This is a genomic window from Nonomuraea sp. JJY05 (genome assembly GCF_043496855.1).
GTDB lineage: Bacteria > Actinomycetota > Actinomycetes > Streptosporangiales > Streptosporangiaceae > Nonomuraea.
The window spans coordinates 193351-214165 of sequence record NZ_JBIEIS010000015.1 but is presented as its reverse complement, the minus strand read 5'-3'; the positions used below and the strand labels follow the sequence as shown (position 1 = coordinate 214165).

The window sequence follows — 20815 nt, the reverse complement described above, 5'->3', positions numbered from 1 at the left end:
GCGATCAGTTGCCGCGCAGCACCGTCGTGGCCTTGTTGCCGGCGTAGTCCTCCAGCACCGCGACCACCTTGCTGCCGGCGCCGGACATGGTCACCGTCTCGGCGGCCCGGGTGGTGCGGCCGCGGATGATGTACGGCTTGGCGCCCGACCCGTACGTCGTCGCGAACGACTTCGCCTGGCCGTCCTCGAGGACGGTCAGGGTGTGCCAGTCCGGAAGCGTCGGCCGGGAGAACGTGAACGTGTTCCCGCTGATCTTCACCGCCGACGCCGGGTAGGGCGCGATCTCGGTGTCGGCGAACTTCCCGCGTACGGCGGTGGCCGTGCCCGGGCCCGCCCGCAGGGTGAGCAGGTAGCCGTCGCCGTTGACGGGCACCCCGGTCAGCGTCGTGCCCGTGCTCGTCCCGGGCAGCTCGACCTCCTTGCTGTACGGGCGGGACATGTCGAGGCTCTGGACCTTCAGCGTGACGGGCCGGCCGTTCGCCGGGGGAGTCCAGGAGGCGGTCAGCGTGCCGTCCGACTTCGCCGACGCCTTCACCTTGCCCGGCGCCGTGCCCAGGTCGAACGAGGTGGTCGCGGCCGGGCTCTCGGACCCGTCCGGGCCGACCGCCACCAGCCTGATCGTCCCCGACGTGGCCGTGAAGCGCTTGACGTAGTAGACGTCGTCGTAGATCCCGCCGAGGTAGGTGTCGTCGAGGTAGATGTCGTAGCGGCGCACCTTGTCGTACCCGGCGCGCTTCCAGGACAGGAACAGCTCGCCGGTCTCGGGCAGCAGCTGGGTGATGCGCAGGTTTTGCGGCGCCGCGGGCGTGCGATCCTTGCCGTCGCGCAGGGCCAGCGCGCCGAGGTTGACCTGGTAGCCCTGGATCGGGCGGGCGCCGGCGGCGACGACCAGGCCGAGCGCGGCGACGCGCTGACCGGCGTACGCCGACAGGTCCACCGAGCGCGTGGTCCAGCCCGTGGTGCGCTGACCCGAGCCGGCCAGCGGCAGCTGGACCACCTTGCCGGGCTCGGAGGCGAGCACGAGGCCGAGCCGCAGCTCGGAGTCGTCACTGGCCGAGGGCTTGGTGTAGGTCAGGTCGAGGGTCGAGCCCTTGGCGAGCCGCAGGTCAGTCTTGTAGAGCCGTACGGTGTTGTCGCTGTCGAGCGTGCCGCTGAGCACGAGCGAGCTGCCGCCGTTGTAGGCGCCGATCTTCTGGTAGGAGAACCGGCTCGCCGGCGTGTACGCGGGACCGTAGTCGAAGTCGGCGGCGAGCGGCGTCCCGGCCGCGTCGATCCACCACTGCCAGGTCACCGGAAGGTCCTGGAGGTTGATGTTGCCCCACTCCTTCGGGCTGGACAGCCGGCCCTTGGTCCACGTGGACAGGCCGTGGCCGGTGTTGAAGGAGGTGGCGAACGTGGTGCCGCCGATGACGGAGCGCTCGGCGACGTACTTGGAGATCCCCTTCCAGCTGCCCTCGGGAGTGGTGGCGCCGGTCGAGGAGCCGGTCCACCAGCGGCGCTCCCGGTCGAAGACGTCCCGCTGCGCGGCGTCGTCGGTCTTGTTCGCGTAGTCGGAGGAGACGAAGTCGGCGCCGAGCGTGGCGATGGCGTTCATCGGCGCGCCGGCCGCGTCGAGGTTGTCCTCCAGGTTGTACGGCTGGTTGAACTGGTACTGCCCGGCCTCGACCCCGGCGAAGACGCTCTTGCGGGAGTCGAGCCCGAGCCCGGCGGCGTAGCTCTTGGAGTCGGTGAGCTTGGTCCGGTTCCACCAGTAGTTGAGGAAGATGGAGTCGGACACGTCGCCGAGCCGCGCGTCGCGCACGAACGGGCCGTTGACCGCGTTGAACTCGTTCTGGTACGAGATGGCGCCCGTGGCGTTGTCGATGGAGTCGTACCACTGCACGTAGACGCCGCCGTCGCGCAGCTGCTTCAGGAACTGCTTGTACGCCGGGATGTCCGCCGGGGCGACGCGCGACTCCTGGTTGATGAAGTAGCCGTCGAAGCCGTAGAACTTGGCGACCTGGATGAGCTTGGCGGCCACGGGGAAGCCGCCGGCGGCGTCGCGGACCAGCAGCTCTGAGTAGGCCTGGTCGCCGCGGTCGTTGTCGGAGAAGAAGATGCAGCCCAGCGAGCGCACCCCGTTGGCGTGGGCGGCGTTGGTGTATCCGGGGTTGGGCAGGTTGAGCATCCCGAACTCGAACCACTTCTCCCGCCAGTCGGCGGCCGGGTCGTAGTAGTTCACCGGGACTCCCTGGGTGGGCATGCCGTGCCAGGAGCCGTAGAAGTCGGCGTACTGCCAGTAGTTGAAGAGGTACTGGCTGAACTCGTTGGTGTAGGGGTGGCTCTCGAAGAAGGCGTTGCCGTAGTCGCCGGCCAGGGTCAGCAGCTGGGTGCCGGCGGGCAGCGCCGGGTTGCGCTGCGTGGCGGCGTTGGCGGCGTTGCGCTGCTGGAGCGGCACCTTGGCGCGCAGCAACTCGGCGCCGGCGTCGTCGGCGGGGTTCCAGCGCAGCAGGTCGGTGACGGAGTAGCCGTGCTGGTAGGGCTGGTTCGCGCCGACCGCGCTCTCGCCCGTCCAGGGCAGCGTGTCGCTGGCCGCGGCGCCGGTGGCGGTCAGCGCGACGGCGAGCATCGCGGCCAGCACGGCGGTGCCGGCGCGTGTCACCGCCTTTCCGCGGGTGCGATGTGATCGGGCCATCACGACTCCTCACTGTCGGGAAGGGGGTCGGCCGGTCCGGGGGAGTGGACGGCCGGGCGGATGGATTCGTGCAGGTCCGCGACGTACAGGTCGGTACGGGCCCGGTCCGCCGCGTCCTCGGCGAAGCAGCGCGCGGCGGGCAGGTCCCAGACGACGGCGGTACGGGCGCCCGCCGGGACGGTGACCCGGCGGAAGGCGAGCAGCTCGCGCAGGCGCGGCAGCACCCGGCCTCCGGTGCGGCGCCCGAACAGCGGCACGACGACCTCGGCCGGGGCGTCGCCGGGGTTGGCGACCTCGACGCTCACCCGGACCGTGCCGGCGCGGGCCTCGGCGGCGAGGCGGTCGAAGCGCACCGGCCGGTAACGCAGGCCGTGGCCGAAGGGGAAGAGCACCGGCTCGGGCGCGTCCTGGTAGACGCCCCCGGCGGGGTGCCGGTCGTTGTGGCGGACCGGCACGGCGCCCGGATGGCTCGGCGCGGTGAACGGCAGGCGGCCGACCGGCTCGTAGCCGCCGAGCAGCGCGTCGACGATCGCGTGGCTGCCGTGCGGGCCGGGGTAGCCGGCCCACAGCAGCGCGTCGGCGTGCGCCAGGACACCGGTGAGCACATGCGGCCGGCCGGCGATGACGACGGCCACCACCGGGCAGCCGGCCCGCGCGCGGACGGCGGCGACCAGGTCGTCCTGATCGCCGGGCAGGGCGAGGCCGGCCAGGTCGACGCCTTCCCCGGCGGTCGCCGTGGCCGCCTGGCCGGCGATCGCCCCGTTGGCGGCGAACTCCTCGGCGTACGTGCGGTGGCTCGTCCCGCCCAGCGCCAGGATCACGAGGTCGGCGCCGCTCAGGTCGGCCGCCGTGGGAATGCCCGATGGGCACACCACCTCGGCCTCCGGCAGGGCCTGCCGCAGGGCGAGGTCCAGGCCGGGGGCCGATCCCGGCGGCAGGGGCGGCACGTAGTCGCCCAGCAGGGCGGTGATGTCGCGGGCGTTCGGACCGGCGAGGACGACCTTGGTCAGCGACCGCGGTTCGAGAGGCAGGACGGTGTTGTGGAGGAGGACCAGGGACTGCCGGGCCAGGCGCCGGGACAGGCCGTCGGTGGTCCGCCCGGCCAGAGTGAGCGCCTCGCGGTGGGGACCTGGGGCGACCTCACCCCCGGTGTCCCCGAGCAGGCCGGCGCGGTGCTTGAGGGTGAGCACCCGGCGGCAGGCGGCGTCGACCAGCCCGGCCACCCGCGGGTCCGCCATGGCCGCCGCCTCCAGCAGGGCGAAGGACTCGTCCCAGAGCGACAGGTCCACCCCGGCCTCCAGCGCGGCCACGGCGGCGCCCGCAGGGTCGCCCGTCATCGCGGTCAGCCGGTCCACGGCCAGCCCGTCGGCCATGACGATGCCGTCGAACCCGCACTCGTCCCGCAGGAAGCCCGTCAGGAGGTCGCGGTTGGCGCAGCACGGCACGCCGTCGATGTCGTTGTAGGCCGCCATGAACCCCAGCGCCCCGGCCTCCACCGCGGCCCGGGCCGCCGGGAGATGCAGCTCGCGCAGGTCGCGGCGGCCGATGACGGCGGACTGGCCGTTGCGCCCGCCGACCGCCTCGCCCTGGGCGGCCAGGTGCTTGAGCACGATCGCGACCCCGCCCCGGCCCACCGCGCCGCGATCGGCGCCCTGCATGCCGATCACCAGCGCCCTGGTGAGCTCGGCGGCCAGCAGCGGATCCTCACCGAAGCACTCCTCCGCCCGGCCCCAGCGCGGGTCCCGCAGCAGGTCGAGCGCGGACACCAGGGCCAGGTGCACGCCGCTCGCGGCGAGCTCGGCGGCGACGGCGGCCGCGGCCTCGGTCAGCAGGTCCGGATCCCACCCGGCGGCCACCGCGAGGTTGGTGGGCAGCAGCCTCCCGCCGAGCGCCTGGTGCCCGTGCGGGGCCTCCTCCGACAGCAGCACTCCGATCCGGTGGTCGCCGGCCCGCGCCACCTCGTCCTGGACGAGGGCGGCGACCTCGGCGCGTTCCTCCGGCCGGATCCCGTCGGCCCAGGTGCGGCCCGACCAGGCGTCGGCGCGGAAGACCCCGTACAGCGCGCCGAGCCCGCCCCACCGGTCGAGCTCGGCGCGGGCCAGGCCGGTGAGCCGGAATCCGCCCCGAGGGTCCCGCTCCACGGCCTGCCAGCCGTAGAGGCGCTGGTTGAGCTGGCCGACCTTCTCGCGCAGCGACAGTTTGGCGAGCAGCCGCTCGACCGGCTCAGCGGTCGGCATGGGCGGCCATCCGGTCGAGGACCTCGTCGTCGGCGACCGAGCTGTAGAAGGTTCGGCCCGTCGGCTCGGCGTGGACGAGCCGTTCGATGCCACGTGCGCGCAGCGCGGCCGGGTCGCCCGCGGTCGCGGAGGTCACCAGCGCGGGACGGGCCCCGGCGCGGGCCCGGCCCATCCAGGTCTCGAAGACGCCGCCGCCGGGGGAGAGCTCCGCCCGGGACACGGGGACGTCGTCGGCGGCGACGGGGATCACGACGGCCTCGGTCCGCGGGGAGGGACGCGGCCGGTGCCGCAGCTCGGCGGCCAGTTCGGCGAAGCGCCGGCCGATCGGCTTGACCGCGCCGTCCGCCCCGATCAGGCCGAGGCTGTGTTCCAGGTCGGGGAAGTCGGCCAGCCGGCGCTCCACGTCGTGCGAGCACCACCACGTGACGCCCCACAGGGCGTCGCTGTCGGCCGCCGCCCGCACGGTCCCCTCGCAGAAGCCCGGCGCCTGGTCCTCGGTGAGGTGGTTGAGGGGCGCGCCGACCTCCTGCAGCCACACCGGCCGCGCCGGGTCGAGGGCGAAGGCGCGCGACAGCTCGATCAGGTACGCGGCGTGGGTGACGCTTTCGTGCGACATCGCCCCATAACCCTGAGCGGTGCCGTTGAAGATCCACGAGTGGATCACGCTCATCTGGCCGTGCCGGGAGGAGTGCGCGGGGGTGAAGGGGTGGTCGTCGGCGTACCAGACGGCGTCGTACTCGGCGTTGAGCCGGAAGTGGCGGCGGTCGCGCGGGCCTTCGCCGTGCAGCGCCCGCAGCCAGGCCGTCACCTGCTGGGGGGTGGCCGGCATCGGGCTCGGGTGCAGCGCGGAGGTGAACTGGTTGACCTCGTTGCCCAGGGTCAGGCCGAGGAAGTTGGGCAGGTCGTACAGGTGCCCGTCGAGCGCCTCCACCAGCTCGGCCTGCGCGGCGATCGCGTCGGGGTCGGTGAACATGCTGCGCCGGTGCCAGTCCGTCAGCCAGCTCGGCACGAAGTCGAAGCCGGACAGGTGCCCCTGCAGGACGTCGACGCTCGCGTCGAGGCCGGCTTCGCCGGCGATCTCCACGACTCGGCGGACGTCGTCGAGGGCGCGGCGGCGGATCAGCGTCCGGTTCGGCTGCAGGACGGGCCACAGCGGCATCACGCGTACGTGATCCAGGCCCAGCCCGGCCAGGGCCTGCAGGTCCCGCCGGGTGGCAGCCCGGTCCGGATCCAGCCAGGAGTAGAACCAGTCCTGGGAAGGCGTGTAGTTGACCCCGAATCTCAGCATTTCAACCTTTCAAGCCTCCCGCTTCGAGCCCGCGGAAGAAGTAGCGCTGCAAGATGGCGAAGAACGTGACGATGGGAACCAGGGCGATGATCGTGCCGGCCGCGATGAGGCGCGGATCGTCGTAGAAGGTGCCGCGCAGGCGGTTCAGCCCGACGGTGAGGGTGTAGTTGTCCTCGTCGGACAGCACGATGAGCGGCCACAGGAAGTCGTTCCACGAGCCGACGAAAGCGAAGATCGCGACGACCGTGATGACGCCCTTGACCTGGGGGACGGAGACGCGGATGAACCGCTGCCAGGCGTTGGCGCCGTCGACGATGGCCGCCTCCTCGAACTCGGCCGGCAGGTTGCGGAACGCGTTGCGCATGAGCAGGACGTTCAGGGCGGCCACGATCGTCGGCAGGACGACGCCCAGCAGGGTGTTGGCCAGCCCGGCCGACCTGACCAGCAGGAACTGGGAGATCAGCACGGTTTCGGCCGGGACGAGCAGGGCCGCGACGCAGATGCCGGCCGCCACCCCGCGGCCGCGGAAGCGCAGCTTGCCCAGCGCGTACCCGGCGCAGGTGGCGCCCACCACGTTGCCGGTGACGGCCATGGCGGCCACGATCAGGGAGTTGAGCAGGTAGTGCGGCACCGGGACACGGTCGAGCACCGTCGCGAAGTTCCCCAGCGTGGGATGGCCGGGGAGCAGCTCGGGCGGGCGCGTGTAGAGGGCGTCGCCGGCGCCCTTGAGCGACAGCGAGACCTGCCACAGCAGCGGGCCGGCCAGCAGCACGGCCATCAGCAGGAGGATCAGGTAGCGCACGACCATACCTGGCGCGATGCGGCGTCGCGCGGACGGACGGGACATCAGGCGGACCTCTGCTTGCGTTGCAGGACGAGCTGCGCGACCAGCAGCCCGCCGAGGATGACGAACATGACCAGGCTGATCGCGCCCGCGTATCCGGTGCGGGCCTGCAGGCCGGTGCCCTCGCGCTGGATGAGCATGGTCATCGTGAGATCGCCGCCGCCCACGCCGCCGGTTCCGTCCGTGAGCACGCAGATCTCGCCGAACACCCGGAAGGCCGCCACCGAGGACAGCACGCCGATGAGCCCCATCGTGGAGCGCACGCCCGGGACGGTGACGTTGAGGAAGCTGCGCACCGGGCCCGCGCCGTCCATCGCCGCCGCGTCGTACAGGCTCTGATCGATGTTCGCCAGCGCGGCCAGGTAGATGACCATGTAGTAGCCCAGGCCCATCCACACGGTGACGAACATCGCGCTGAACAGCAGCAGCCACCGGTCGGTCAGGAAGGGGACCGGCGCGGTGACCGCCTTGAGCGTGCCGAGCAGCTCGTTCACCAGGCCGCGCTTGTCGAGCATGTTCGTCCAGATCAGCCCGACGATGACCGGCGACATGATCACCGGCAGGTACATCGTGGTGCGGAAGAACCCCATCAGCCGCCCGGCGCCGCTCAGCAGCGAGGCGAGCACGAGCGGCAGCGCCACCATGAGCGGCACCACGCACACCGTGTAGAGCGTGGAGTTCAGCAGCGCGGTGCCGAAGCGCTCGTCGGCGAACATCCGCCGGAAGTTGTCCCACCCGGTGAACTCGCCGGTCCTGAGCAGGGTGGAGTCCGTGAACGCCAGCCGCAGCGTGTTCAGGAACGGCACGAGGACCAGGACCACGATGACGGCCAGCGCCGGCAGCAGGAACAGCCACGGGGTCAGGCGCCAGCGATGGGTCGCCGGCGCGCTGCCCTCGTCGTGCGTGGCGGAGCGGGTCATCCGTGCGAGGCCAGCCGCTCGTTGGAGTACTTGACCGACTCGTCCAGGGCCTGCTGCACCGTCTTCTTGCCCAGCAGCGCCTGGGCGATCTGCTCGCGCAGCGTGTCGGCGTCGGCCGAGCCGGAGAACGCCGGAGGCCACCACACGACCGCCTTCTTGACCTGGGCGGCGCTCTCCAGGCGCACCTTCGTGGCGGGGTCGCCGTCGTCCTTGGTGAAGTACTCGTCGTCCATCGACCCGGCCGACGAGGGGAACACCGAGGCCTTCTTGGCGAAGGCGAGCTGGTTGGCGGCGTTGGTGACGTACTTGGCGAAGGCCGTGGCCAGCGGCTGGTTCTTGCCGGCGGCGTTCACGACGAGCGACTCGATGTACATGTTGGGGGCGGCGTTGCTGATCCGCGGCCCGATCCCGAGCGTCTTGTAGATCTCGGGCGCGGTGTCCTTCAGGTCGTTGAGCGTGTAGGAGCTGCCCGACAGGTACGCCAGCCGCCCGGCCTTGAACTCCTCGACCTCCTTGGTCTGGAGGTTGTTCAGCGCCTCCTGGGTCAGGCCCTTGCTGGCGAACAGCTTCCGGAAGCGCTCGACGAACTCCGCGCCCTTGGCGTCGTTGTAGGTGAACTTCTTGCCGGTGGCGTCCATGAGGGGCACGCCGTACTCGCCGAACATCTCGATGGCGGGCATCCGGGCGATCATCGACACGTCGGAGCAGTTCTTGGCCATGGTCTCGGCCTGGTCGAACAGCTCGTCGTAGGTGGCGGGCAGCTTGGCCGGGTCGAGGCCGCACTTCTTGAACAGCGCGGTGTTGAAGAAGGCCGGCCCCGTGTTCAGGTACCACGGGTAGCCGTAGGTCCCGCCGCCGAGCCCGCCGAACGTCATCGCCTGCCAGGCCTTGTCCAGGTACTGGCCCTTCGCCTGGGGGTCGGCCTTGTCGAGGTCGAGCAGGACCCCCGCCTGGGCCAGCGTGTAGGCGGCCTCGGGGCCCATGTCCACGACGTCGGGCAGCGCCCCCGCCGCGGCGTCGGCCGACAGCTTGTCCTGGTAGCCCTCGGCGGGCTGGTCCACCCAGGCGATCTTGGTGCCCGGGTGCTCCTTCTCGAAGGCCGCGATCAGCTCGGTGAAGTAGGGCGTGAACTTCTCGTTCTTCAGGTTCCACGTCTGGAACTTGATCGACCCCGACAGCGCCCCGCCCGAGGCCTGCGGCGTCGCGCCGTCACCGCACCCGGACAGCAGCAGCGATCCCAGGGCGAGGGCCGCGACGCAAGTCCTTGTTCTCATTGGACGTCCTCCTTGAGTGATGCATGAGTGGCGATCCGCAGGGTCGCCACCTGGAAGGGGCCGAGATCCAGAAGGGCCTCGTGCACGGGGCGGCGTCCTTCGGCCAGGGCCAGGGGCAGGTCGTCGTCGCCGCCGAGCTCCCGTTCGAGCAGGTCGGCCTCCCACACGACGGCCCCGGCGGCGAGTTCCTCGTGGCAGCTCAGCCGTGCGCTCGCCCGTGCTCCCCGCGTCTCGTACACGCGTACGACCAGGTCGCCGGAGCCGTCGTCGGCCTGTTTCACCCAGTCGACGAGCGCATGGCCGGTCAGGAGCTCCAGCTGGACCAGCGGTGCGGGCGGCCCGGCGAGGTCGGGCGCGTTGAACGCGTACGCGGCCTCGACCGCGGCCGGCACGTCCGCGCCGGGCAGCACCGCCCAGCGGAAGGTGTGCGTGCCGAGGTCGGCGCGGGGGTCGGGGAAGCGCGCGCCCCGCAGCAGCGAGAGCCGGACGACGGTGGAGTCGCCGTCGGCGCGGGCGTCGGCCCCGTACATCGTGTCGTTGACGATCGCGAGGCCGAAGTCGCCGTCGTCCACGTGCACGTAGCGGTGCATCGCGGCCTCGAACATCGCCTCCTCGGTCGCGGTGTTGGCCGGCAGCGGGCGCTCGACGTAGCCGTACTGGGTCTCGAAGCGCGCGGTCCGCGCCAGGACCCGCACCGGGACGGCGACCTTGAGCAGGCGCTCGCGCTCCTGCCAGTCCACGGCGCACTCGGTCTCGAACCGCCCGGTGCCGGCCCGCAGCCACATGGTCAGCGTGATCGTGGACGCGCCGGTCCGCCGGACCACCTCCACGCCGGCGTCGGACCCGCTGCGGATCACCCTGCGGCCGGTGACGTCGTCGAGCGTCCGGGGGTGGCGCAGCACGTGGCGGTCCACGTCCCAGGCGTCCCAGCGCACCGGCTCGTCGCGGAAGAGCTGCAGCTCGTTGAGGCGCCGGCCGGGCGGGACGGCCTCCCGGCCGCTGCGCAGGTCGAGGAGCGAGACGACGTGGCCGCCGCCGTCCACCACCACCCGCAGCAGGCCGTCGTCCAGCACGGTGGCGCCGGCCTCGCCGTCGGCGACCTCGACGGCGGCCGCACCCGGCCGCGCCGGCGCGGTGAACGGGGGCAGCCCGCCCTCGGCCCGCTCGCCGCCCAGCGCCGCGCCGGCCTGCTTGATCAGGTCGTGCAGCCGCTCCTCGATCGCCCGGTAGGTGTCGCGGGCCTCGCGGTGCACCCAGCTGATCGACGTGCCCGGCAGGATGTCGTGGAACTGGTGCAGCAGCACGGTGCGCCAGATCTCGTCGAGCTCTTCACGCGGATACGGCGCACCGCGCAGCGCGCTGGCCGCCGTGCTGAGATATTCGGCCGCCCGCAGCAGCGACTCGCAGCGCCGGTTGTGCCGCTTCATGGCCGCCTGCGAGGTCAGGGTGCCCCGATGCAGCTCCAGGTAGAGCTCGCCCCGGTAGACCGGCTCCAGCGCGCCGGCCTCCCGCAGCTCGGACTCGGCCTCCTCGAAGAACTCCACCGGGGTCCTGGAGATCACCCGTGGCGCCCCCTCCAGGTCGGCGAAGCGGCGCAGCCGCTCGGCCATCTCCCGCGTGGGGCCGCCGCCTCCGTCGCCGTAGCCGTACGGGAGCAGCGAATGGGAGGCGATCGCCTTGTCCTTGAACGTGGCGACCGCGTGATGGAGCTCGCGGGCGGTCACCTCGGCGGCGTACGTCTCCGCGGGCGGGAAGTGGGTGAAGATGCGGGTGCCGTCGATGCCCTCCCACCAGAAGGAGTGGTGCGGGAAGACCGTGGTGTCGTTCCAGGAGATCTTCTGGGTCAGGAACCAGCGCGACCCGGCCCGGCGGGCCAGCTGCGGCAGGGCGCCCGAGTAGCCGAAGGAGTCGGGCAGCCACATCTCACGGGGTTCGCGGCCGAAGCGGCTGAGGAAGTATCTCTTGCCGTAGGTCAGCTGGCGCACCATCGACTCGCCGGTGGGGATGACGCCGTCCGCCTCCACCCACATGCCGCCGACGGGCACGAACCGGCCCTGCTCGACATGGTGCCGCACCCGCGCGAACAGCTCCGGATAGTGCTCTTCGAGCCAGCTGAAGTGCTGGGCCGCCGACATCGTGTACACCAGGCCGGGGTCGGCGTCGAGGAGGGCGAGCGCGTTGGAGACCGTACGGGCGAGCTTGCGGACCGTCTCGCGCAGCGGCCACAGCCACGCCGTGTCCATGTGCGCGTGCCCGACGGCGGTGATCCGGTGGGCGCTGGCGTGCGCGGGCGTGGCCAGGACGGGAGCGAGGACCGCCCGCGCCCGAACGGCGCCGGCCTCGGCGTCCGCCTCGTCGTAGACGTCCAGGGCCTCCTCGATCGCGCGCAGCAGCCGCCAGTGACGCGGCTCGTCCGCGCTCAGCTCGGCGGCCAGGCCGCCGGCCACGTCCAGGTCGCAGCACAGGGCGTGGATCTCGGGCGAGAACGCGGCGATCTCCGCGCGGCGCAGCCTGAACTGCTCGAACGGCTCCTCCGCGCCCTTCTCGCCGTGCTCGGTGACGACGAACGGCGGCAGGCCGAGCAGCAGCGGATTGGCCGCCGCCTCGACGTAGAGCACGAACGAGCCGTCGGCGTCGACCAGGTCGCTGCCGTGGCCGCGTAACCGGATGTCGTACTGGCGAGGGTGCAGGCCCTTGACGATCGTCCCGTCCGGGGTGAAGACCAGCCCCTCGCAGTGACCGCCCACGGAGTGGTCGAACCAGCCCAGGTCCAGCACCAGGTCGATCGGGCCGGCCTGCCCCGGGTCGACCGTGCCCCGGATCCGGAACCAGGTCGTGGACCAGGCCTCGCCCCAGGCGGCGCCCAGGGGGAAGGGGCGGTAGGCGGGGGCGGCCCGGCCGGCTTCGGCTTCGAGCCCGAGGGCATGGCGGGCGCGCACGGGCTCGCCGTCGTCCGGGACCGTCCAGGCTTCGACCTCGACACCTCCCAGGCGGGTGTGCAGCCGGGGCTGGATCCGTTCCCGCCGCACGCGGGCGAGCCTCTCCAGCGTGCGGCTGAGATGGTTGTGCATGTCGTACCTCTCCGTAGCGGAGGTATCGCAATGGGCCTAATACGTTTTAGTAGGTTATGATCAGCAAACGACCGCAGACTAATACGTTTTAGGTCCTGCGGTCACCCGGGGGGAACATCAAGTTTGCATAACGACGGTTGTCCGCCATGGAGGATCGATGCCGCCGAAGGACCAGGTTCCGCCTCAGGACTCAGAGGGTTCGTCCGAGCCTCCCGAGCCTCTGGCGGGCGCCGCGCCGGCCCGGCTGAGGAGCACCGACATCGCGCGGCTGGCGGGGGTATCGGTGTCGGCGGTGTCACTGGCGTTCAACGCCCGCCCCGGCATCAGCGACGCCACGCGCAAGCGCATCCTCGAGGTCGCCGAGGAGCTCAACTGGCGCCCGCACCGGGCCGCACGCGCCCTCAAGGGGGCCAACAACGACGTGGCCGGCATCGTCATCGCCCGTCCGGCCCGCACGCTGGGCGTCGAGCCGTTCTTCGCCCACTTCCTGTCCGGCCTGCAGTCGCGCCTGTCCAACGAGGGGATCGCCACCCAGCTCCTCATTGTCGAGGACACCGAGGCCGAGGTGGCGGTCTACCGCCGCTGGGCCGCCGAGAACCGGGTCGACGGGCTCGTGCTGCTCGACCTCACGGTCGACGACGTCCGGCCCCGGCTCGTCGCCGACCTGCGCGTCCCCGCCGTCATCCTGGGCGGCCACGGGGCCCCGCTGCCGCTGGCCAGCGTCTGGGTCGACGACCACGGGGCGATGACCCGCATCCTCGAATATCTCGCCGCGCTCGGCCACCGCTACATCGGCCACGTCAGCGGCATACCGTCCTACCAGCACACGCGCCGCCGCCTCCAGGCCATCGGCGACGCCCGCGAGAGCCTCGGCATCGACATCGCCAGCGTGGCCACCGACTACTCCGACACCCAGGGCGCCTCGGCCACCCGCCGCCTGCTGGAGGCGAGCCCGCGGTGCACGGCGATCATCTACGACAGCGACGTCATGGCCGCCGCTGGGCTCGGTGTGGCCACGGAGATGGGCGTGCCGGTCCCCGGCGAGGTGTCCATCGTGTCCTTCGACGACTCCATCCTCACCCATCTGCCGCATCCCCCGATCACCGCCCTGACCCGCGACACGTACGCGCTGGGCATGCTGACGGCGACCGAACTGCTCCACACGATGGCCGAGCGCCCGGAGCCCCGCGCGGTCCAGGCTCCTACGCCGGAGCTCGCCGTCCGCGGCAGCACCGCCCCGCCGCCCGGCACGTGATCGCCGGATGGTTCAGCCGGCGAGCCATCGGTCGAACCACGCCCGGGTTCGCCCGAGCAGATCGAGCTGGTGGCCGCGGTCCTGGATGGAGTGGCCTTCCCGCGGATAGACGACGAACTGGTGCTCGACGCCGAACCGCCGCAGGGCGCGGTGGAAGTACACGGACTGGCCGAGCGGCACGTTCGTGTACTTCCTCGCCGTGCAGGATCAGCACCGGGGCGCGGATCCGCGAGGCGTACGAGATGGGGCTGACCCGGTCATGCGGGTGCGGGCCGGCGCCCTCCCAGCCGCAGCTGCCGCCGAGCCCCGCCTCGAGGGTCCCGCCCTCGCCGGTCGCGACGAGCATGCCCCAGTCGCTGATGCCGGCGCCCATCACCGCGGCCTTGAACCGGTCGCTCTGCCCCACGGCCCACGCGGCCATGAACCCGCCGTGGCTCCATCCGCCGATCCCGAGCCGGTCCGGGTCCGCGACGCCGCCGGAGATCAGCAGGTCGATGCCCCCGACCCGAAGAAGAGCGAGGCCGAGTCCGGGGCCCAGCGCGGGAGGAAGTCCTTCGCCGTGCCGGCGGTCAGCTTCCTGGGCGCCGAGCTCCCGTCGGTGGCGGCGACCCAGATCGCCCCGCTCGGATGCTCGTCCTTCCGCCCGATCGTGGTGACCGTGTAGGCCACCCACCGGCCGTCGGGGGAGATCGCCGGCTGCAGCGGCACGGCACCGTCCACCACCAGCTGGGGGGTGACTTCCCTCATCAATCGTGCCCTTCGTCGAAGCGGAGGCCCTCGGCGATCTCAACCCCTTAATATCCATCTTTATGATCATTCGTCTATTAGCCGGGACGGCCGCCGGCCTGGCGCTCGTCTCCGGCGCGGCGCTCGCCGCGCCGGTCAAGGGCGCTCCCGAGCTCACCAGCAACGATCTCTACAGGCGGCCGCGCTGCCCAGGGCCGCCTGCAAGCTGGACAAGGGCACGAGCGCCGCGTCGACCAGGAAGTACGTCACCAAGCTCGTCGCCTGCCTGAACACGGCCTGGAAGCCGGCCATCAAGGACTTCACCCCGGTGAAGGTGGAGTTCAAGGACGCGGACGACAAGGAGTCCTGCTCCACCGGCTTGGACGTCTCCGGCTCGTTCTCGGAGATCTGCGCCACGACCATCCGCGTCCGGCTGGCCGCCGACTGGATCAAGGCCAAGAACGACCTCGCGGTGTTCACGTCCATCACCAGGACGTGGGGCGGGGTCGTGACCGGGCAGACCGGCATCGGGAAGGCCTGGTGGGGGCTCCAGAACGATGCGGACGAAGCCATCATGAACGAGCAGAACCGCCGCTACTACCTGCAGATCGACTGCTTCGTGGGCGTGTCGGCGAAGGCCGTGGGGCGGCAGGTCAAGGACTGGAAGCCCGTCGCCAAGGTTCCGGAGTTCTGGAAGAACCGGTACCAGGGCAAGACCGCCAACCGGCTCTCCTGGCTCGAGAAGGGCTACAGGTCCGGCAAGCCGGGCGCCTGCAACACCTGGACGGCGAGCTCTTCCAAGGTCGCCTGAACCGGATCGCCGGTCACCGCCCCGGATCGCCGGTCACCGGCCCGGGGTGGTGACCCTCAGCCGTCGAGCGGTTCCGGGAGACACCCGCCGGCCTCGGCGCGCTCGAACGCCGCGAGGCCGGCCCGGTGCATGCGGCCCTCGCGCCGCAGCCGCTCGACCCGCGCGATGTTCCGCCGGGACCAGGGGCTGCGCCTCCGGCGCGGGCTGAAGCGCTGGCAGTAGGTGGACTCGTCGCGGCGGCGGGCCAGGCCGTCGATCCACCCGTAGCACAGCGCTTCCTGCAGGGCCTGCTCGTAGGTGAGGCTGGTGGGGTCGTCCGTGCCCTTCTTGGCCAGCACGAGCCAGGCCTCGGTCATGGAGTCGTGGTGGCCGTCCAGCCAGCTCCGCCATGCGGCGGCGTCCGCGAGGATCATCATGGAATCCATGTTGCCGGTCAAAGTGCTCACCAATTGAGCACTTATCAGCCGTGCCGGCCGAGGATCTCGCGCACGAGGCCGCGCAGCCACACGTGCGCGGGGTCCACGTCGTAGCGGGGATGCCACGCCTGCGAGAGCGTCATCTCCGGCAGCGCGAACGGGATCGGGAACGTCGCCAGCCCCAGAGCCTCCACCAGCGGCCGGGTCAGCCGCTCCGGGGTCATCCCCACCAGGTCGGACCGCCGCACCACCAGCAGTGAGGCCTCGAACGTCGGCACCGAGCCCGCGATCCGGCGCGTCAGCCCCATGCCGGCCAGGATCTCGTCCACCGGGCCCTCGTCGCGGCCCCGCCGGGTGGCGATCACATGCTCGGCCGCCGCCAGCCGCTCCGCCGTGACCGGCCCGTCGAGCAGCGGGTGCCCGGGACGGACCACGCCCACCGCCCGGTCCGCCATGATCGGCTCGACCCGCGTCTCCGGCGCCGGGTCCGAGATCACGGTCACCTCCAGGTCCGCGCTCCCGTCACGCAGCGCCTGCGCGTCGCCGTACCCCTCGGGGATGAAGTGGAAGCGCACCCCGGGAGCCGACGCGGCCGCCTCCGTCAGCAGCGCCACGCTCATGGCCGTGATCACCGCGTCCGAGGCCAGGATCGTGAAGCGCCGTACCAGCGTGGCCGGGTCCAGCCGGCCCGGCGGCGTGAACACCTTCCTGGCCGCCTCGACCAGCGCCCGTACCTCGCCCTGCACGGCCAGCGCCCGCGGCGTGGGCACCATCTGCCGCCCCGAGCGCACCAGCACGGGATCGCCCATCGCCTTGCGGATGCGGCCGAGCGTACGGCTCATGGCCGGCTCCGACAGGTGCAGCCGGTGCGCGGCGGCCGAGACGCTGCCCTCCTCCAGCAGGACGTCCAGCGCGATCAGCAGGTCCAGGCTGGGTTGCGTCTGACGCATATATCACCTGAAAAAGATGCATTTGAGGTTAAGTCAGGATCGAGTTTACGGTGAATTCCGCGGGAGGCCTCCGCTCGACTCATCACCCATCTCCACAACCGGGGGTTTCGCATGCCCGCAATGACGTTAGAAACCGGCCATCCCGCCCGGACGCGGATCATGGCCCTGATGGCCGCCTCGGTGATCCTCGCGGTCGCCCTGGTCGCCGCCGTCAACCTCGCCATCCCCACGCTCGCCGCGAGCGAGCTGCGACCGTCCGCGTCCCAGATCCTCTGGATCGTGGACGCGTACGTCATCGTCTTCGCCTGCCTGCTCATCCCGGCCGGAGCGGCCGGCGACCGGTTCGGCCGCAAGGGGGTGCTGCTGGCGGGCCTCGGCGTGTTCGCGGCGGGCTGCCTGCTGGCCGCGCTCGCACCGGACGTCGGCACGCTGATCGCCGCCCGGGCGGTCAGCGGCGCGGGCGCGGCCCTGGTGATGCCCGCCTCCCTGGCGCTGACGGTCGGCGTCTACCCGGCCGCCGAACGCGGGCACGCCGTGGCCGCGTGGACCGCCGCCACCGGCGCCGCCGGGGTGGTCGGCAACGTGGGCGGCGGCGCGGTCATGGAGTACCTGCCGTGGCGGGCCCTGTTCTGCGTGCCGGTGCTGCTGGCGGGCGTGCTGGCCGTGCTGGTCGCCGTGCTGGTGCCGCGGGCGCCCCGCCTGGCGTCGACCCCGCTGGACCTGCCGGGGACGGTGCTGCTCACGACCGCGTCCGTGGCGCTGCTGGCGGGGGTCATCGAGGGGCCCGAGGCGGGATGGGGGAGCGGGTTCGTGCTGTCGGCGATCGGCGTGGCGGCCGTGCTGTTCTGCGTCTTCGTCGGGCACCAGCTCCGCGCGGCGCGGCCGCTGCTCGACCCCCGGTTGTTCGCGCTGCCGCGGCTGCGGGCGGGGACGCTGGGCGTGGCGGTGACGTTCTTCGGGCTGTTCGCGATGTTCTTCGTCAACGCCCGCTTCCTGCAGGAGGTCAAGGGTTTCTCGCCGCTGGTCACCGGGGTGGCCATCGTGCCGCTCGTCGTCCCCATGATCGTCCTGTCGCGGCTGTCGGGCCGCCTGCCCGCGCGGCCCGCCGTCCCGGCCGGGCTGGCGGGGATCGTGGCGGGGCTGGTGCTGCTGTCGTTCGCGGACGCGGCCATGCCGTACCAGGTGTACGCCGTCGGCCTGGTCGTCATGGGGGCGGCCATGGGGGTGTGCCTGCCGCTGCTCTCGCACGAGATCATGGCGGCGCTGCCGCGCGAGCGGGCCGGGCTCGGCTCCGGGCTCAACAGCGCCACCCGCGAGCTCGGCAGCGCGGTCGGGGTCGCCGTCATGGGAACGGTGACGGCCACGCACGGGATGAGCGCCGGCTACCGCGTCGTGGCGGCCGTGGTCCTGGCCGGCGGCGTCCTGGTCTGCTGGTGGCGCGGCAGGGACTGAGGCGGGCCGCCGCGTTGATCCGCCGGTCGGCGCGGTCGAGCAGGCCGCGCCTGAGAATACGCGCGGCCCGCCGGAGGCGGCGGATCGCGGGCCGGAAGGGTCATCGTCGTGGATCGATGTGGATCTTCGGGCCGGGTCCGGCGTCGGCGGGGCGGTGACCGGCCAGGACGCCGGCGGTTTCGGCCAGGCCGACCGTGGCGGCCACGAGCGGGCGGGCGTCGACCGAGCCGTCGGCGTAGGCGGCGATGGTCCCGGCCAGGCCCGCCGAGCCGCCCAGGATGCCGACGGCGGTGACGTCCTTGAGGAGCAGCGAGCGGGTGTCGAGCGTGCTCGGGGTGCCGGCCAGGCCGATGTAGACCACGCGCCCGGCCGGTTCGACGAGGTCGAGCGCGAGCGCGGGCAGCTCGGGCGCGTTGGAGGCGTCGATGACGGCGTCCCACCGCAGCTCCGGCAGCGACGGCCGGGTCCACGTGCCCGTGAAGCCCAGGGATCGGGCCAGGCGCAGCCCTTCGAGGTCGCGGCCCAGCAGGTGGACCTCGATCCCCCGGGAGCGGGCGAACAGCGCTGCCAGCAGGCCGATCGTACCCGTGCCGAGGATCAGCAGCCGATCGCCGGGCCGCAGGCCGGCGCCGTGGACGGCGCGCAGCGCGTTGCCGCCGGGCTCGACCAGCGCGCCCAGCGTGAGGTCCATGGTGTCCGGCAGCGCGTGCAGCGCCGTCGCCGGTACGGCGAGCCGCTCGGCCAGCGCTCCGGAGCGGCCGAGGCTGATGCCGATCTCCGACAGCTCGGCGCAGACGTGGTGGCGGCCGGCGCGGCAGCGCTCGCAGTGGCCGCAGCCGAGCATGGTGTCACCGGTGACGAGGCGGCCCAGCCAGCCGGTGTCCACGCCTTCGCCCACGTCGGTGACGCGGCCGCACCACTCGTGGCCGGGGCGCAGCGGGTACCACGACCGTCCGGTGTGCAGGTAGCTCATCTCGCCGGTGAACAGCTCCATGTCGGTGCCGCACACCCCGGCCCGCTCGACGTCCACGATGACCTGCCCGGGCGCGGCGACGGGTGGCTCGACCTCCTGGACCTCGGCCTTGCCCGGGCCGGTCAGGACCAGCGCGCGCACTACCGGGCCCCCACGACCGGCGGGCGCCGGTCGCTGACGTCGGCGTGGTGGACGGGGCGCGCGGCGCCGCGCGCGGATCTCAGCTCGGACATGTTCCGAAGGCTAGACCACTGTTCCGAAAAGTGGAAGTTCTGCGCAATGAGAGCTTCCTCCGGGAAGTGGGTATCGGCTAATCTCACAATAACTTCCAGAAAATAAATCCTCTTTCCAATTATTGGAAGATTGGGTGCTTATGGCGACGACCCGCACCGCCCTCATCACCGGAGGCGTCAGCGGCCTGGGCAAGGCCGCCGCCCTCCGTCTGGAGAAGGAAGGTGTCTCGATCATCACCGCCGACATCGCCGACGGCGCCGACCTCGTCCTCGACGTCACCGACGCCGCCGCCGTGCAGGCCGCCGCCGACGAGGTGGGACCGGTCGACATCCTGGTCAACTCCGCCGGGATCGTCGGCCCCAACGCCCCCTTGTGGGAGATCCCGCTGGACGGCTGGCGGCGCACCTTCGAGGTGAACGTGCACGGCACCTTCAACACCTGCCGCGCCTTCGTCCCGGGCATGCGCGAGCGCGGCTGGGGGCGCATCGTCAACATCGCCAGCATGGCCGGCAAGGACGGCAACCCGAACATGGCGCCGTACTCCGCCTCCAAGGCCGCCGTCATCGCGCTGACCAAGTCACTCGGCAAGGAGCTGGCCACCAGCGGCGTGCTGGCCAACGTCATCACCCCGGCCGTCATCGCCACTCCGATGAACGCCTCCACCGGCCCCGAGGCCCTGGCCCACATCACCAGCCTCATCCCGATGGGCCGCATCGGCCGGCCCGAGGAGGTCGCCGAACTGATCGCCTGGCTCGCCTCCGACAAGGTCAGCTTCTCCACCGGCGCCGTCTACGACATCAGCGGGGGCCGCGCCACCTACTGATCGCCTCTTACCGGTGGTCGCTCAGCCACGCCTCGAGGGTCAGCAGCCCCGGGTGCCGCTCGCGGAGCGCGGCGATGTCGGCCTGGTACCCCTTCTCGTCGAACCAGCCGAACATGTTCGCCACCTCCTCGGCCGCGGCCCGCAGCTCCTCGATCGGCTGGCGCTCGAACCGGGTCGGTACGCCGCCGACCCTGCTGAACACCTCGGCGATCTGCCGCACGGTCAGCTCGTCGCCGGCGATCTCGATCGTCCTGCCGATGTACTCGGCCGGCTTGCCGAACGCGTCCGCGGCGATCCGGCCGATGTCGGCCAGCGCGATCATCTGCAGCGAGGTGTCCGCGTCCAGCGCGATCGAGGCGACCCGTTCACCTTTGTCCGCCTGCGGCATCAGGTACGTCCAGTTCTCCATGAAGAACACCGGCCGCAGCACCGTCGCGGGCACGCCGACGGCATCGATGTACGCCTCGATCTCCGCCTTGGTCTCGAAGTGCGCGACGCCCGACCCGCGCCCGACGGCGCCGACCGAACTGTAGACCAGGTGCGCCACGCCCGCGGCCAGGGCCGCGTCCGCGACGTTCCTGCCCTGCCGGACCTCGGTTTCCGGGCGCGGGTCGGCCAGGTCGGCGGGCTGCACGCTGAAGACGCCGTACGCGCCCCGCGCCGCCACGCGCAGCGACCCGGGGTCGTCGAGGTCGCCGGCGACCAGTTCCGCGCCGAGCGCCGCGAGGTCCTTGGCCCCCTGCCTGCCCGGGTCGCGGACGAGGGCGCGCACCGCCCAGCCGTCGTGGAGCAGCCTGCGGGCAACGGCGCCACCCTGGCCGCCGGTCGCGCCGGTGACCAGGACGATCTTGTCGTTCGACACTGCAA

General features: G+C 72.1%; 18 protein-coding genes and 1 pseudogene. 4 read left to right on the top strand and 15 right to left on the bottom strand.

Annotated features, from left to right (window positions below; all coding sequences use genetic code 11):
- Positions 1-4: 4 nt before the first annotated feature.
- Genes ACFKCF_RS25240 through ACFKCF_RS25210 form a run of 7 tightly spaced genes read right to left on the bottom strand, consistent with a single transcriptional unit; the run spans position 5 to position 12308 of the window.
- Complete coding sequence (locus ACFKCF_RS25240) at positions 5-2674, bottom strand: hypothetical protein (RefSeq protein ID WP_394497237.1); 2670 nt, start codon at positions 2672-2674, stop codon at positions 5-7.
- A complete protein-coding gene (locus ACFKCF_RS25235; RefSeq protein ID WP_394497235.1) occupies positions 2674-4911 on the bottom strand; it encodes a glycoside hydrolase family 3 N-terminal domain-containing protein in 2238 nt (745 codons plus the stop codon). The genes ACFKCF_RS25240 and ACFKCF_RS25235 overlap by 1 nt, the downstream gene beginning before the upstream one ends.
- On the bottom strand, positions 4898-6199 hold the full coding sequence (locus ACFKCF_RS25230) for a glycosyl hydrolase (protein ID WP_394497233.1): 1302 nt from the start codon (positions 6197-6199) through the stop codon (positions 4898-4900). Before ACFKCF_RS25230 ends, ACFKCF_RS25235 begins: the two co-directional genes overlap by 14 nt.
- A gap of 1 nt (position 6200) precedes the next feature.
- A complete protein-coding gene (locus tag ACFKCF_RS25225; RefSeq protein ID WP_394497231.1) occupies positions 6201-7046 on the bottom strand; it encodes a carbohydrate ABC transporter permease in 846 nt (281 codons plus the stop codon).
- Positions 7046-7963 (bottom strand): carbohydrate ABC transporter permease, encoded by a 918-nt coding sequence (locus ACFKCF_RS25220; RefSeq protein ID WP_394497229.1) that lies wholly within the window; start codon positions 7961-7963, stop codon positions 7046-7048. Before ACFKCF_RS25220 ends, ACFKCF_RS25225 begins: the two co-directional genes overlap by 1 nt.
- A complete protein-coding gene (locus ACFKCF_RS25215; RefSeq protein WP_394497228.1) occupies positions 7960-9237 on the bottom strand; it encodes an extracellular solute-binding protein in 1278 nt (425 codons plus the stop codon). The genes ACFKCF_RS25220 and ACFKCF_RS25215 overlap by 4 nt, the downstream gene beginning before the upstream one ends.
- Complete coding sequence (locus ACFKCF_RS25210; RefSeq protein ID WP_394497226.1) at positions 9234-12308, bottom strand: alpha-mannosidase; 3075 nt, start codon at positions 12306-12308, stop codon at positions 9234-9236. The genes ACFKCF_RS25215 and ACFKCF_RS25210 overlap by 4 nt, the downstream gene beginning before the upstream one ends.
- 157 nt (positions 12309-12465) lie before the next feature.
- Here ACFKCF_RS25210 and ACFKCF_RS25205 point away from each other — a divergent pair, with 157 nt between their 5' ends.
- Positions 12466-13563, top strand: coding sequence for a LacI family DNA-binding transcriptional regulator (locus tag ACFKCF_RS25205; protein ID WP_394497224.1), 1098 nt, complete (start codon positions 12466-12468; stop codon positions 13561-13563).
- Between the two features lie 12 nt (positions 13564-13575).
- Here the strand turns inward: ACFKCF_RS25205 and ACFKCF_RS25200 are convergent, their stop codons facing one another.
- From ACFKCF_RS25200 to ACFKCF_RS25185, 4 genes and pseudogenes are all read right to left on the bottom strand, one after another.
- On the bottom strand, positions 13576-13743 hold the full coding sequence (locus ACFKCF_RS25200) for an alpha/beta hydrolase family protein (RefSeq protein WP_394497222.1): 168 nt from the start codon (positions 13741-13743) through the stop codon (positions 13576-13578).
- Positions 13744-13816: 73 nt separating this feature from the next.
- A pseudogene (locus tag ACFKCF_RS25195) lies at positions 13817-14011 on the bottom strand (prolyl oligopeptidase family serine peptidase); the annotation flags it as partial.
- Between the two features lie 35 nt (positions 14012-14046).
- The gene (locus tag ACFKCF_RS25190; protein WP_394497220.1) at positions 14047-14310 is read right to left on the bottom strand and encodes a TolB family protein; all 264 of its coding nucleotides are present in this window, start codon (positions 14308-14310) and stop codon (positions 14047-14049) included.
- A 153-nt stretch (positions 14311-14463) separates the two neighbouring features.
- Positions 14464-14613: a hypothetical protein gene (locus ACFKCF_RS25185; protein WP_394497218.1), complete on the bottom strand. Its 150-nt coding sequence runs from the start codon at positions 14611-14613 to the stop codon at positions 14464-14466.
- A gap of 4 nt (positions 14614-14617) precedes the next feature.
- On the opposite strand from ACFKCF_RS25185, the gene ACFKCF_RS25180 reads away from it, so the two are divergent.
- Positions 14618-15100: a hypothetical protein gene (locus ACFKCF_RS25180; protein WP_394497216.1), complete on the top strand. Its 483-nt coding sequence runs from the start codon at positions 14618-14620 to the stop codon at positions 15098-15100.
- A 56-nt stretch (positions 15101-15156) separates the two neighbouring features.
- On the opposite strand, the gene ACFKCF_RS25175 is transcribed toward ACFKCF_RS25180, so the two are convergent.
- Both ACFKCF_RS25175 and ACFKCF_RS25170 read right to left on the bottom strand, forming a co-directional pair.
- A complete protein-coding gene (locus ACFKCF_RS25175) occupies positions 15157-15516 on the bottom strand; it encodes a YdeI family protein (protein ID WP_394497214.1) in 360 nt (119 codons plus the stop codon).
- A 44-nt stretch (positions 15517-15560) separates the two neighbouring features.
- Positions 15561-16466, bottom strand: coding sequence for a LysR family transcriptional regulator (locus ACFKCF_RS25170; RefSeq protein WP_394497213.1), 906 nt, complete (start codon positions 16464-16466; stop codon positions 15561-15563).
- A 120-nt stretch (positions 16467-16586) separates the two neighbouring features.
- Here ACFKCF_RS25170 and ACFKCF_RS25165 point away from each other — a divergent pair, with 120 nt between their 5' ends.
- A complete protein-coding gene (locus ACFKCF_RS25165) occupies positions 16587-17918 on the top strand; it encodes an MFS transporter (protein ID WP_394497212.1) in 1332 nt (443 codons plus the stop codon).
- Between the two features lie 100 nt (positions 17919-18018).
- On the opposite strand, the gene ACFKCF_RS25160 is transcribed toward ACFKCF_RS25165, so the two are convergent.
- On the bottom strand, positions 18019-19032 hold the full coding sequence (locus ACFKCF_RS25160) for a zinc-binding dehydrogenase (RefSeq protein ID WP_394497211.1): 1014 nt from the start codon (positions 19030-19032) through the stop codon (positions 18019-18021).
- 232 nt (positions 19033-19264) lie between these two features.
- Here ACFKCF_RS25160 and ACFKCF_RS25155 point away from each other — a divergent pair, with 232 nt between their 5' ends.
- A complete protein-coding gene (locus ACFKCF_RS25155) occupies positions 19265-19948 on the top strand; it encodes an SDR family NAD(P)-dependent oxidoreductase (RefSeq protein WP_394497209.1) in 684 nt (227 codons plus the stop codon).
- Positions 19949-19955: 7 nt separating this feature from the next.
- Here the strand turns inward: ACFKCF_RS25155 and ACFKCF_RS25150 are convergent, their stop codons facing one another.
- Positions 19956-20810, bottom strand: coding sequence for an NmrA/HSCARG family protein (locus ACFKCF_RS25150; RefSeq protein WP_394497207.1), 855 nt, complete (start codon positions 20808-20810; stop codon positions 19956-19958).
- Positions 20811-20815: the final 5 nt, after the last annotated feature.

Excerpts from the sequence above, each read along its gene's own strand:
- ACFKCF_RS25240 (WP_394497237.1), bottom strand. The coding sequence starts at position 2,674 with ATGGCCCGATCACATCGCACCCGCGGAAAGGCGGTGACACGCGCCGGC.
- ACFKCF_RS25235 (WP_394497235.1), bottom strand. The coding sequence starts at position 4,911 with ATGCCGACCGCTGAGCCGGTCGAGCGGCTGCTCGCCAAACTGTCGCTG.
- ACFKCF_RS25230 (WP_394497233.1), bottom strand. The coding sequence starts at position 6,199 with ATGCTGAGATTCGGGGTCAACTACACGCCTTCCCAGGACTGGTTCTAC.
- ACFKCF_RS25225 (WP_394497231.1), bottom strand. The coding sequence starts at position 7,046 with ATGTCCCGTCCGTCCGCGCGACGCCGCATCGCGCCAGGTATGGTCGTG.
- ACFKCF_RS25220 (WP_394497229.1), bottom strand. The coding sequence starts at position 7,963 with ATGACCCGCTCCGCCACGCACGACGAGGGCAGCGCGCCGGCGACCCAT.
- ACFKCF_RS25215 (WP_394497228.1), bottom strand. The coding sequence starts at position 9,237 with ATGAGAACAAGGACTTGCGTCGCGGCCCTCGCCCTGGGATCGCTGCTG.
- ACFKCF_RS25210 (WP_394497226.1), bottom strand. The coding sequence starts at position 12,308 with ATGCACAACCATCTCAGCCGCACGCTGGAGAGGCTCGCCCGCGTGCGG.
- ACFKCF_RS25205 (WP_394497224.1), top strand. The coding sequence starts at position 12,466 with ATGCCGCCGAAGGACCAGGTTCCGCCTCAGGACTCAGAGGGTTCGTCC.
- ACFKCF_RS25190 (WP_394497220.1), bottom strand. The coding sequence starts at position 14,310 with ATGAGGGAAGTCACCCCCCAGCTGGTGGTGGACGGTGCCGTGCCGCTG.
- ACFKCF_RS25175 (WP_394497214.1), bottom strand. The coding sequence starts at position 15,516 with ATGATGATCCTCGCGGACGCCGCCGCATGGCGGAGCTGGCTGGACGGC.
- ACFKCF_RS25170 (WP_394497213.1), bottom strand. The coding sequence starts at position 16,466 with ATGCGTCAGACGCAACCCAGCCTGGACCTGCTGATCGCGCTGGACGTC.
- ACFKCF_RS25165 (WP_394497212.1), top strand. The coding sequence starts at position 16,587 with ATGACGTTAGAAACCGGCCATCCCGCCCGGACGCGGATCATGGCCCTG.
- ACFKCF_RS25155 (WP_394497209.1), top strand. The coding sequence starts at position 19,265 with ATGGCGACGACCCGCACCGCCCTCATCACCGGAGGCGTCAGCGGCCTG.